This is a genomic window from Arthrobacter sp. P1_D4 (assembly GCF_056406115.1).
The window spans coordinates 42805-54271 of the sequence record NZ_JBFUAU010000022.1; the positions used below are offsets into that span (position 1 = coordinate 42805).

14 protein-coding genes are annotated in these 11467 nt (G+C 67.3%); 10 read left to right on the forward strand and 4 right to left on the reverse strand.

The features are described from left to right. The first annotated feature begins 2 nt into the window (after window positions 1–2). From AC1D0A_RS19465 to AC1D0A_RS19485, 5 genes are all read left to right on the forward strand, one after another. Window positions 3–1067: a FecCD family ABC transporter permease gene (locus AC1D0A_RS19465; protein ID WP_476943563.1), complete on the forward strand. Its 1065-nt coding sequence runs from the start codon at window positions 3–5 to the stop codon at window positions 1065–1067. Between the two features lie 134 nt (window positions 1068–1201). Next, window positions 1202–2224, forward strand: a complete 1023-nt coding sequence (locus AC1D0A_RS19470; protein ID WP_476943577.1) for a FecCD family ABC transporter permease — start codon at window positions 1202–1204, stop codon at window positions 2222–2224. 1 nt (window position 2225) lies between these two features. Further along, window positions 2226–3056: an ABC transporter ATP-binding protein gene (locus tag AC1D0A_RS19475; protein WP_476943562.1), complete on the forward strand. Its 831-nt coding sequence runs from the start codon at window positions 2226–2228 to the stop codon at window positions 3054–3056. A 119-nt stretch (window positions 3057–3175) separates the two neighbouring features. Beyond that, on the forward strand, window positions 3176–4183 hold the full coding sequence (locus tag AC1D0A_RS19480; protein ID WP_476943561.1) for a siderophore-interacting protein: 1008 nt from the start codon (window positions 3176–3178) through the stop codon (window positions 4181–4183). A gap of 437 nt (window positions 4184–4620) precedes the next feature. Further along, window positions 4621–5475: an SGNH/GDSL hydrolase family protein gene (locus AC1D0A_RS19485; RefSeq protein WP_243178009.1), complete on the forward strand. Its 855-nt coding sequence runs from the start codon at window positions 4621–4623 to the stop codon at window positions 5473–5475. A gap of 10 nt (window positions 5476–5485) precedes the next feature. Here the strand turns inward: AC1D0A_RS19485 and AC1D0A_RS19490 are convergent, their stop codons facing one another. After that, window positions 5486–5773: a YciI family protein gene (locus AC1D0A_RS19490; RefSeq protein WP_018776102.1), complete on the reverse strand. Its 288-nt coding sequence runs from the start codon at window positions 5771–5773 to the stop codon at window positions 5486–5488. 102 nt (window positions 5774–5875) lie between these two features. On the opposite strand from AC1D0A_RS19490, the gene AC1D0A_RS19495 reads away from it, so the two are divergent. Together AC1D0A_RS19495 and AC1D0A_RS19500 are read left to right on the forward strand one after the other, a co-directional pair. Beyond that, window positions 5876–6355 carry a MarR family winged helix-turn-helix transcriptional regulator gene (locus tag AC1D0A_RS19495; RefSeq protein ID WP_243178008.1) on the forward strand — a complete coding sequence of 160 codons (480 nt, stop codon included), beginning with the start codon at window positions 5876–5878 and terminating at the stop codon, window positions 6353–6355. An 82-nt stretch (window positions 6356–6437) separates the two neighbouring features. Further along, complete coding sequence (locus tag AC1D0A_RS19500) at window positions 6438–7199, forward strand: SGNH/GDSL hydrolase family protein (protein ID WP_028276862.1); 762 nt, start codon at window positions 6438–6440, stop codon at window positions 7197–7199. Between the two features lie 9 nt (window positions 7200–7208). Here the strand turns inward: AC1D0A_RS19500 and AC1D0A_RS19505 are convergent, their stop codons facing one another. The 3 genes from AC1D0A_RS19505 to AC1D0A_RS19515 are packed head-to-tail and all read right to left on the reverse strand — an operon-like array spanning window position 7209 to window position 9974. Beyond that, window positions 7209–7979, reverse strand: a complete 771-nt coding sequence (locus AC1D0A_RS19505; RefSeq protein ID WP_243178372.1) for an FAD:protein FMN transferase — start codon at window positions 7977–7979, stop codon at window positions 7209–7211. Between the two features lie 40 nt (window positions 7980–8019). Next, on the reverse strand, window positions 8020–8535 hold the full coding sequence (locus AC1D0A_RS19510; RefSeq protein ID WP_028276860.1) for an FMN-binding protein: 516 nt from the start codon (window positions 8533–8535) through the stop codon (window positions 8020–8022). Beyond that, on the reverse strand, window positions 8532–9974 hold the full coding sequence (locus AC1D0A_RS19515) for a ferredoxin reductase family protein (protein WP_476943559.1): 1443 nt from the start codon (window positions 9972–9974) through the stop codon (window positions 8532–8534). Before AC1D0A_RS19515 ends, AC1D0A_RS19510 begins: the two co-directional genes overlap by 4 nt. Window positions 9975–10478: 504 nt before the next feature. On the opposite strand from AC1D0A_RS19515, the gene rpmB reads away from it, so the two are divergent. Genes rpmB through rpsN form a run of 3 tightly spaced genes read left to right on the forward strand, consistent with a single transcriptional unit; the run spans window position 10479 to window position 11192 of the window. Continuing rightward, the gene (gene rpmB, locus AC1D0A_RS19520) at window positions 10479–10715 is read left to right on the forward strand and encodes a 50S ribosomal protein L28 (protein ID WP_011693744.1); all 237 of its coding nucleotides are present in this window, start codon (window positions 10479–10481) and stop codon (window positions 10713–10715) included. After that, complete coding sequence (gene rpmG / locus AC1D0A_RS19525) at window positions 10715–10882, forward strand: 50S ribosomal protein L33 (protein WP_003798558.1); 168 nt, start codon at window positions 10715–10717, stop codon at window positions 10880–10882. Before rpmB ends, rpmG begins: the two co-directional genes overlap by 1 nt. Window positions 10883–10886: 4 nt before the next feature. Then, window positions 10887–11192, forward strand: a complete 306-nt coding sequence (gene rpsN / locus AC1D0A_RS19530) for a 30S ribosomal protein S14 (protein WP_026266887.1) — start codon at window positions 10887–10889, stop codon at window positions 11190–11192. Window positions 11193–11467: the final 275 nt, after the last annotated feature.

The following is an 11467-nucleotide window of genomic DNA, read 5'->3' on the forward strand; positions in this document are numbered from 1 at the left end:
CCATGACAATCAGGACGGCGACGGCGCCCGCCGGCAGTGTGCCCGGCGCACCTGTCGCCCCCGGGAAGAAAGCCCCCGCCAAACAGGCGGCCTGGCTGCTGGCCGCCGTCGTCGTACTTGTCCTGGTCTGCGCGGCGTCCCTGGCTGTCGGTGCCCGCGGAATCCCGCTCGGCACCGTCTGGCAGGCCCTGACGCAGTTCGACCCCGCTGACGGCGACCACGCCGTCATCCACGCCCGCATCCCCCGCACCGTGCTGGGCCTGCTCGCCGGCGGCGCCCTCGGACTGGCCGGCGCGGCCATGCAGGGGGTGGCCCGTAACCCGCTCGCCGACCCGGGCATCATCGGTGTCAACGCCGGCGCGGCCCTCGCCGTCGTCACCGGGATCTACGTCTTCGGCGTCTCGTCCCTGACCGGCTACATCTGGTTCGCGTTCATCGGCTCCGCGGCAGCCGCCGTCGTCGTCTACCTGATCGCGTCACTTGGCAGGGAAGGCGCGACGCCGGTCAAACTGGCACTGGCAGGCGCGGCCCTGAGCGCGGGGCTGTATTCGCTGATGAACGTCGTCCTGGTCTCCAGCCAGGACACCCTGGACCGGTTCCGTTTCTGGCAGGTCGGCGGGATCGCCGGCCGGGACTGGTCGGTCGTGCTGCCCGGGCTGCCGTTCCTGGCCGCCGGGGCGCTGATTGTCCTGTTCACCGGACGGATCCTTAACAGCCTGGCCCTCGGGGATGACATCGCCCGCGGCCTGGGCCAGCGCGTCGGACTGGTCCGCGCCATCACCGCGCTGGGCATTGTGCTGCTCTGCGGCTCGGCCACGGCGCTGGCCGGCCCGATCGGATTCGTCGGCCTGGTGGTTCCGCACGCCGTCCGCTTCCTGACCGGCCCGGACTACCGCTGGATCCTGCCGTTCTCGCTGGTCCTGGCACCGGTGCTGCTCCTGCTGTCGGACGTGGTGGGCCGTGTCATCCTGCTGCCCGGCGAAGTCCCGGCGGGCATCATGACGGCGCTGGTGGGTGCGCCTGTCTTTGTGTGGCTGGTCCGCCGCGGGAAGGGGGCAGGGCTGTGAGCAAGGCAGACCTCGCCAACGTCAGGCGCGAGCTGGGGGAGAACGCCCCCGCGGAGTGCGAACTGGCCGATCCCGCCGGCCCGGTCCGCGCCAATGTGGGGCCGCCGCGCAGTGTGTTAATAGGCAGTGCGTTGATGGGCCGGACGGCTCTGCTGGCCTTCGCCGTCATTGTGCTCTTCGCCGTCAGCATCCTGCTGGGCAGCTACCCCGTCACCGTCCCGGACTTCGTCAGGATCCTCACGGCCCGCCTCACCGGTGGCGAGCGGATCCCCGGCGCCAGCTTCATCGTGATGGAAACCAAGCTGCCGCGGGCAGTCATCGGCACCATGATCGGCATTGCCTTCGGGCTCTCGGGCACCCTGTTCCAGACGATGCTGCGCAATCCACTGGCCAGTCCCGACGTGATCGGTATCAGTTACGGGGCCAGCGCGGCCGCCGTCACCGCCATCGTCGTTTTCGGCGCCTCCGGAGCGGCGGTGTCCGGCGCGGCACTGTGCGGGGCCATGGCGGTAGCCGTCCTGATTTACACAATCTCGCGGAACGGTTCCCCCGGATCAGGCGGCGGCAATCACGCCAACGCAGCCGGAAGCCGGCTCATCCTGGCCGGCATCGGCATTGCCGCGGCACTTAACGCCGTGGTCAACTTCCTCATGACGCGGGCCGATATCCGCACCGCGGCCGAGGCCCTGATCTGGCTGAACGGATCCCTGAATTCCGCCAGCTGGGACCGTGCCGGAGTGCTGGCCCTGGCGCTGCTGGTCCTGGTGCCCGCCGCCGCCGTCCTCGCCGGCCCGCTGCGCATCCTGGAACTCGGAGACGACGCCGCCGCCGGGCTCGGCATCCGGGTGAGCATCACCCGGCTGGGCGTGGTGGCCGTTGCCGTCGCCCTCGCCGCCGTCGCCACTGCAGCTGCCGGGCCCGTGGCCTTCGTCGCCTTCCTGGCCGGCCCCATCGCGCGCCGCTTCACGGGCAAGGCCAGTCTTCCGGCCGGCGCGTTCGTCGGCGCCCTGATTGTCCTGGCCGCCGACTACTTCGCCGCCAACATCGCCCCCCTGCTGCTGGACGGCACCGTCCTTCCCGTCGGTGTGGTCACCGGCGCGCTGGGAGCACCGTTCCTGCTGTGGCTCCTGGTCACGGCCAACCGAAAGGACGCCTGACATGGCAGTTCTCAACGCCAAGGACCTGACGCTGCAGTACGACCAGCGCCGGGTGGTGGAAGGCCTCACGGCGGAGATTCCCGAGGGGAAGGTGACAATGATCGTGGGCGCCAACGCCTGCGGCAAATCCACGCTCCTCCGCGGCCTGTCCAGGCTGCTGAAGCCGGCCGGCGGCACCGTGACCCTCGACGGCAAGGACATCCATTCCCGCCCGGCCAAGGAACTCGCCCGCATCCTCGGCCTGCTCCCGCAGCACCCCACCGCCCCCGACGGCATTCTGGTCCGGGATCTCGTGGGCCGCGGACGCTACCCGCACCAGGGGTTCTTCCGCAGCTGGAGCACGGGTGACGATCTCGCTGTGCAGAGTGCGCTGGAAGCCACCGAAACCCTGGAGCTCGCCGAACGCAATGTCGACGAACTCTCGGGCGGGCAGCGTCAGCGCGTCTGGATCGCGATGGCGCTTGCCCAGGAGACCGACATTCTGCTGCTCGACGAGCCAACCACCTACCTGGACCTGGCCCACCAGGTAGAGGTCCTGGACCTGATCACGGACCTGAACCGGCGCCGCGGCACCACCGTGGCAATCGTCCTGCACGACCTGAACCTGGCGGCCCGGTATGCGGACCACATCATCGCCATGAAAGGCGGACGGATCGTGGCCGAGGGCACCTCCGCCGACGTCGTCACCGAGGACCTGGTCCGAGACGTCTTCGGCCTGGACTCGCGGGTGCTGCCCGACCCCATTTCCGGCACGCCGTTGATCATCCCGCTCGGCCGGCACCACGCCGAGTTCCCAAAATCAGAAACAGCAACCCTGGAGTTGGTCCCATGAGGGCAGTTAACAGCAGTGCAACAGCCAGCAGTGCAACGGGCGGCACGGCAGCAGACATCAGCCAGTCGCGGGTACGCCATACGCCCTCTGGCGAAAGCAACCAGCCGCCCACCCAACCAATGACCCTGGCGTTCGACGTGACGGTCGCCGCGGTGCAGGAGCTCAGCCCCAACTTCCGCCGGGTCACCTTCGGCGGGTACTCCCTGCGTGGCTTCGGCGTCCACGGCGAAACCCTGGACCTGCGCGTGAAGCTGATGATCCCGTCCCTTGCCGGGGACGGCACCCAGCTGCCACTGCCGGTGTTCCACACGGAGCAGTCCGGCTGGTACCAGGAATGGCTGGCCATGGATCCCGCGATCCGTGGCTCCATGCGCACCTACACCGTGCGGCAGGAACGCCTCGACTCCGTGTATCCGGAGATCGACGTCGACTTTGTCATGCACTTCGACGCCGCCGGAAACGGCGGACCCGCCGCGAACTGGGCCCTGAACGCCAGGCCCGGCGACGCCCTCACCCTCATTGGACCCAACAACCGGGCCGCGCACTGTGTCACGGCGGAGACCTACTCCGGCATCGAATGGCGGCCGGGCCTGGCCCAGCGCGTACTGCTTGCCGGCGACGAGACCGCTGTCCCGGCCATCAGCGCCATCCTGGAAAGCCTCCCGTCGTACATCAGCGGACATGCGTTCCTGGAGGTCCCCGAGCCCGGCGACTTCCTGGACCTGAGGTCCGACGCCGACGTCGAAATCACCTGGCTGGCACGCGGCTCCTTGATCGGCCGCTCACGTCCGCACGGCGAACTCCTGCAGGAAGCCGTCCGCACCGCCGTTCCCGAACCCGGCTGGGTGGGCATCAAGGCCGCCGCCGGCGGGGCAGGGCCCGAACCCGATGACGTGAACGTGGACCAGGACATCCTCTGGGAGACCCCCGCCCGGATGGACGCCGCGACGATCGGAGCCGGCAAGAACCCTGACAAGCCCGCCGGGGCACTGCCGTTCTACGCCTGGATCGCCGGCGAAGCGGGCACCGTCAAGGAGTTGCGGCGGTACTTGGTGCGGGACGTGGGGATTGACCGGAAACAGGTCGCGTTCATGGGGTACTGGCGGCAGGGGAAAGCCGAGCTCTAACCGACGCTCCCTCAGGTCCTGCGGTTCTCACCCCGACGCTCCTGCAGGTCCTGCGGTTCCTGCTGCGACGCTTCCGCAAGTTCTTCCGGGCTTCACCCGCCACCGCTGCTTTGCCGTCGCTTAGCGGTTGGACCCTTCCCAAACTTCGCAAGCTCAGTTCGGGGCCCTCGGGTCCGCCCTTCCTCCCGCCGCCGCGGGCGGCCTCTCTCGGCTCTGGTCGGCGATGCGCTCCTTCGCAAAGCACCGGCGTCGGCCTGGCGGTCTTGGGGGTGGCTCACGTTCGGTGCGTTCCCTGCAAAGAGGCGGCAGGGCCTTGCGCTCGGCTCACGTTCGGTGCGCTCCTACGCAAGCCGGCCGCTGCTGCACGCGGTGCCGTTCTCACCTTGGGTTAACTCTCCCTTTCCCTGGCCGCTTTTTGCGGGGGTTAGTTTGGACGGGTGGATTCAATTCCTTTGCTTCCGGATCGTGGCGGGCGGCGGGTCTTTGTTGCCTTGGGGGATTCCTTCACCGAGGGTGTGGGGGACTACGATTCCCGCTTCCCCAATGGCGTGCGGGGCTGGGCGGACCGGGTTGCGGAGAAGCTGGCCAAGGCGCAGCCGGGGTGGGAGTACGCCAATTTGGCCATCCGCAGCAAACGGCTGCGCCACATCGCCGGCGAACAGCTCGGTCCCGCCGTGGCCATGGAGCCGACCCTCGTCACGCTCTACGCGGGCGGCAACGACATCCTGGATTTCGGCACGGACATCGGGGCCCTCATGCGGGACTACGAGTCCCTGGTGGCTGCGCTCGCCGGCACGGGGGCAACCCTGGTGCTCTTCACCGGCTTCGACGTCAAGGTCTCCGCGCTGCTGGAGCCGCTGAAGAAACGCAACGCCGTCTATAACCGGCGCGTCCGCGAGATCGCCGGCCGCTACGGCGCGGTGCTGGTGGACTACTGGTGCTTCGACGCCTTCCATGACCCGCGGATGTGGGATTCGGACCGGCTGCATATGTCCAAGGCAGGCCACAAATACCTCGCCTCACAGGTTCTGGACCACCTCGGCGTGCCGCACAAGATCAAACCCAGGGATTGGGAACCGCCCGTGAAACCGGGCCTGCGGGAGTGGGAACGCCGGCAGCGCCGCTGGGTCCGCGACTGGGTATTGCCGTTGTTCGGGCGGAAGCTCCGCGGCGTAACCCTCGGCGATCAGCTCCGGCCGCGCTGGCCCGAACCCGTGCGGGTCCCGCGCAAGGGCGGCTTGAAGAAACTGCTGCACGACCAGCGTGCCATCGGCCAGCCCGGCGCCAGGTAGCCGCCGGGACTCAGCTGTCCAGCAGGTTTTCGTAGCCCGGAGCCACCCGGTTGGCGTGGAATTCCATGACCTCGAATTCAGCCACACCGTTGACGTAGAAGGGGTCCTTGGCCAGTGCGGCGTCAAGGCTGGCCCGGTCCGCGTTCGAGAGCAACAGACCGCCGGTGCGGGGGATTTTGCGCCCCGCGACCATGAAGACGCCGTCGTCGAAGGCTGCCTGCAGCCACGTAACGTGCGCCGGAAGATGGAACTCCACAATGTCCTCGGGGACTTTGTATGTCAGGGAGACTACGTACATGCGGCCAGCCTACCGGTAGCTGGCCACGGACAGGCGGGAAGTTTTCCGGAAATGCCCGGCTGAAGTTGAATCGTCAAGCTTCTAGTCTCCTAGAATGTAGCCATGACCGAACCCCGCTGGCTCAACGCAGACGAACGCCGGGCCTGGCTGGCCCAGCTCAGCATCAACACCATGCTGCCGGCCGCCCTGGACACCCAGCTCCACGCCGCGGGCAAGCTTTCCCTGTTCGACTACAACGTGCTGGCGATGCTTTCCGAGGCCGAAGGGCGCTTCCTGCCCATGAGTGAGCTCGCCGCGCGCACCAGCGCCTCCCTGTCCCGGCTCTCGCATGTGGTCACCAAGCTGCAGAACCGCGGCTGGCTGGAGCGCAGGCCGCACCCCGGCGACGCCCGCGTGACCACGGCCCACCTGACCGATGCCGGGATGCAGACGATTGTGAAACTCGCCCCGGGCCATGTCGAGGCGGTCCGCTCACTGTTCCTCGACGCCCTGAGCCCCGAGGACGTCGCGGACCTGGCCCGGATCGGCGAAAAGATCGTGGCCCGACTCGACGACGACCACTGGATCCTGCGCGGCATCTAAGCGCGACAGCCGAAGGCGCCGCAGTCCGACGTCGGGCATCCCCGTCTTTGTTGCTCACGGCAACTGCTGGCAGACTGGATCCATGGATTTCACGTCCCGCTACGTAGCTCTTGGAGACTCCTTTACGGAAGGCGTCGGCGACGACGACCCTACCCGGCCCAACGGCGTCCGGGGCTGGGCGGACCGGGTGGCAGAGGGGCTTGGCGCCGCCGATCCCGGCTTCGGGTACGCGAATCTTGCCATCCGCGGCCGGAAACTCCGCCAGATCCTGGCCGAACAGGTCGATGCCGCCGTCGCCCTCCATCCCACCCTGGTCAGCATCTACGCTGGCGCCAACGACATCCTCCGGCCCAAGGTCGACATCGATGACCTGCTGGCCGAATACGATGCCGGGATCCGCAAGCTCACGGCCACCGGCGCCACCGTGGTGATGTTCACCGGCTTCGACGCGCGGGGCTCCAAGATTTTCGGCACCATGCGCGGCCGTACGGCCATCTACAACGAACTGGTTCGCGGCATCGCCGGGGACCACGGGGCCCTGCTGGTCGACTACTGGCGTTTCAGCGAGTACTACGACTGGGGCATGTGGGCCACGGACCGGATGCACATGTCTGCCGCCGGCCACGCGAACATGGCCAAGCGCGTCCTCACGGTGCTGGCACACGAGCACTCGATTGACGTCCCGCCCATGACGCCGGTTCCTGAGCTGAGCCGGGTGGACGCCCTCCGCGCGAATGCCCGGTGGGTCCGCGAATTCGCTGGCCCGTGGGTTGTCCGGCGCGTCACCGGCAAGTCGTCCGGCGACGGCCTGGAGCCGAAGTACGGCCAGCTGACCCACCTCTAGAACGGCACCCTAGGCGCGGAACCCCGGCGTCGCGAGCAGTTCCCCGTTGCGGCGGACGGCGAGGACATCGATCTCCCAACCGTCCGTGGCCCGGTGCAGCATCGCGGTCCCGCCGGCCACGATGGCCGTCGCGAGCACATCGGCGGTGACAATGTCTGCCGCGGCCACGGAGACCTGGGCGAACCCGGCGCCGGAGAAGCCCGCGGTCCGGCTTCCGGCTCCCGCTGCCCAGATATGGTCACCCCGCTCCGCTGAGCCCGACGTCGCAAGGGCGCACCGGGTGCCAGGTCCGCCCAGCTCGTAGGCGGCAAGCAACGCCGAGCGGTCCATCGGGTCAACGACGCCGGCCGCCCACGCGGTTCCGCTGCCCGGCACGGGCGAGCCCATCACCAGTATGTCGCCGCCGGCATTCAGGCACCAGTCGGTGATCCCGCGGCTCCGCAATGCCTCACCGGCCTGTCCGATGGCGTAGCCCTTGATAAGCCCCGAAAGGTCCAGCACGCCGTCGGGCCGTTCCGGGGAGAACGCGCCCTCCGTCCTGAGCCGCCAGCTGAGCGCCTCCGCGTAGCGGTCCCGCATCGCGGCGGATGAGTCCCGCAGGGAAAGCTCCCCGCGCGCCAGCCGGCTCGCCTCGGAGTCGGGACGGTACAGGCTGAACGTTTCGTCCAACCCGTCAAAGACGCGCTCGACGGCGGCGCTTGCGGCGTCGAGCCCGCCCTCCCCGCCCGCAGTTCCCGGGACGGCCCCCGCTGGAACGGTCAGGCTGATGACGGTGCCCATAGAGCCAAACGTCCTGGCCAGCAGGGCAGAGCCGCCCAGCTCAGAGGTTGGCTGCATCGAGGGCCGCTTGCAGGGAGTTCAAGTACGCATCGGAAGTCACCGTGGCACCACTGATGGTCTGCACGTCCGCGGACTGGGCCTGGAGCACCTCGTCGCGCAGGAGCGGGGCCGCCCGGTTGCTGATCTGCACGGACTTGCGTTCAGCATCGGTCAGCTGGAGCGCCGTGACGTCGGTGATCTTCCCGGCCTGCACGGTGATCTGCACCTGGACGGAGCCGAAGCGGGTCTGGACGACCGAGCCAGGGTACGTCCCTACGGCCTTGGCCGAGGCCCCTGTGGTGCCCGCCCCCGACGCGCCGGACGAAGCTGTTGAGTCGGACGTCCCGCTGGAGCTGGACGTTCCGCTTGAGCCGGACGAACCCGTGGCCCCGGTGGTCCCGGCCGCCGCGCTTGCGACGGAGCTGCCGGTATCGGCTACATGGACGCCGGACTGCCAGCCGGCGATGAGGATGCCGGCGGAGGCCAGAGCGGCTGAAACTGCTGCGCGGGTTCTCACCAGTCGAACCTTTCGTAGTGGATTTGGTCTTCTCTGACGCCGGCTGCGCGGGCGTCTTCAAGCACGTTGTGTGCCCAGACGGAGGGGCCGCAGACGTACACGTCGGCGTCGGCGATCTTCGGGTCATAACTGGCAAGCCGGTGGCCGGCACGGGCGGCGTGCTCCGGAAGCCAGGTCTGGACGCCGGCCGGGCGGGAGCCGGTCAAGTGGAAGAGCGTGGCGCCGCGGCGCCGGCAGAGATCGAGGATCTCCTCGCCAAGGTAGAGCTCGGATTCGCTGTGGCCGCGGAGGATGACAGTGGCGTTGCCGGGCTGGAACGGCGTGCTCTCCAGCAGGGCACGAACCGGCGTGATGCCAATTCCGGCTCCCACCATGACCACATGGTTGCGGCTCCGCGCGGACGTGCTGAACAGCCCGTACGGTCCCTCCACTGCCACTTTGGTGCCGGGCTTCAGCGACGCCAGCTGGGATGACCCCTTGCCCAGGTTGCGGACAGTGATCCTCAGCGTGCCCTGGCCGGCGGCGTCGAAATGGACGGGTTCGGCGGACAGGCTGAACGGATGCGGATGCCACCACAGGCCGGGAGCCAGGAACCGCCAGATAAAGAACCGGCCGCCACTGCCCGCCAGCTCGTCCAGTCGAAGGCCGGACATTTCAATGCTGACCACTCCGGGGGCCACCCGCACCACACGCTTGACGGTCAACTGGTGCCTGAATGTTGCCACCACAGGCTGGACCACCCGGTAGTAGAGAAGTGCGGCGCCGGTCGCGATGCAGAGGGCCAGCCAGTACCAGCGCTGCCAGGTTCCCTCGGCAAAGAGAGCGCCCACACTGAACTGGTGGGGGAGCGAGGTCAGGACGGCCGCGTACGTCAGGAGGTGGACGGCGTACCAGAATTCGTAAGGGAACCGACGTCGGACGGCTACCAGGGAGGTGACGACGACGGCGATGAACAAGAGCATGGAAATGTAGGCCAGCCACATGTCAGGCACAAGGACCCAGAGGGCAACCGACTCGCTGACGGGGTCCAGTCCTTCCGCCATGCCGTAGCCGATAGCAATGAGGACTCCGTGCGCCAGCAGCAGGTACAGGGCCGGTTTGCCCAGCTTGCGGTGAAACTCAAGGGCGCGGTCGTGGCCGACTGTCTGGTCGATGAGTGGGATTCGGGCCGCCAGCAGCAGCATGAGAAGCACCAGGTCCATGCCGGCGAGGCCGGCCACAATCCCCAGCGCGGTGAAGGAACCGGCTGGAGTCGCGAAGCCGGCCATTCCGCCGTCGGCCAGCCACAAGGCGACCGCGCCGGCCAGCGACGCCCAGAAAAGGACCGTCAGCAGATCCGCTCTTAGCAACCGCCGGCGGTACTGCGCCCTGAAGGGGTTCACAGCGCCGCCGGAGCTGCGGCGAATCCCGGGACGGTTCGTCAGAAGTTGTGTGTTCATGGATCCAGAATTGCCCCGCTGCCTATCATTTCGCTGTGAAAAGCCTTCGTCGGGCATATGACCTGGGACGGCACCGCCCCCACGCCTGCACTGGCTGGGGGCCACCGCCCTATACACCATTCAGCGACGGATTGGTCTTTAAATCGCCGAACTCGTAGACTTGGTAGGCGCTAGGTGGCGCGGAGCGTGCGCAATTGCTCCGGTTGGCAGGACCCGTCTGAAAAATCGACGGCCTGGAGGCCGGTAGTTAGGGGCTCAAGTTGCGCGCATTCCTGTATTCGCCCAGCATCCCGGCACTTCGCAATGACGGTCCAACAGACCGCTGGCGCCAGGTGCCCGTGGCCCACAATCTTCGCCGCAGTGAGGAACCAGACGGTTTGTGCCGTCTGCCTGAATCCCGCGGACAACGACGGTTGGGGGAGGGAGCCGGATGCGGACGCCGCCCAACGCACGGTCAACGGGAACTCCGTTAGCCGTTTCATTTATTTTTTGAGGAGAGTCGTCATGGCAGCACACTGCCAGGTGACCGGAGCCGAGCCGGGCTTTGGACACAGCATTTCGCACTCGCACCGTCGCAACAAGCGCCGGTTCGACCCGAACATCCAGAAGAAGCGCTACTGGGTTCCGTCCCTGCGCCGCAATGTCACCCTGCAGGTCTCTGCACGTGGCATCAAGACCATCGACGTACGCGGCATTGACGTAGTCGTCGCCGCCATCCTGGCACGAGGAGTGAAGCTCTAATGGCAAAGGATAAGGACGTACGTCCGATCATCAAGCTGAAGTCGACCGCGGGCACGGGCTACACCTACGTGACGCGCAAGAACCGTCGTAACGACCCGGACCGTCTGGTCCTGAAGAAGTACGACCCCAAAATCCGCCAGCACGTCGAATTCCGAGAGGAGCGCTAAACACATGGCTAAGAAGTCAATGATCGCTAAGAACGAACAGCGTAAAGTCATCGTCGAGCGTTACGCTGCAAAGCGCCTCGAACTGAAGAAGGCTCTGGTTGATCCCAACTCAACCGATGAAGTACGCGAAGCTGCCCGCCTCGGCCTGCAGAAGCTGCCCCGCAACGCCTCACCGGTACGTCTGCGTAACCGCGACATCATCGATGGCCGTCCGCGCGGTACCTTCCAGAAGTTCGGCATCTCCCGTGTTCGCTTCCGCGACATGGCTCACCGCGGTGAGCTCCCGGGCATCACGAAGTCTTCCTGGTAATTCAGTACTCCTGAAGCCAGTGGCTTGAAGAAGGGCCGGCAACCATTTGGTKGCCGGCCCTTCTTACGTTTAAGGCCTTGGCAGTTTCACGCCCCCACTGTTCCGCGCCGCGGTGACGCACCACACAGTGCTGGCTTACGACGCCGGCGAGCCTGGTTGGGTGGTTTTGGGTTGTGGTGGCGGGGTTTTTGGGTGGTGGGGTGGGTGTGGGGGGTGGAGTTGCGGTGGGGGCGTGGTGGGTGTATTGTTTTCTAAGTCGCCGCGAGGGAGACCAG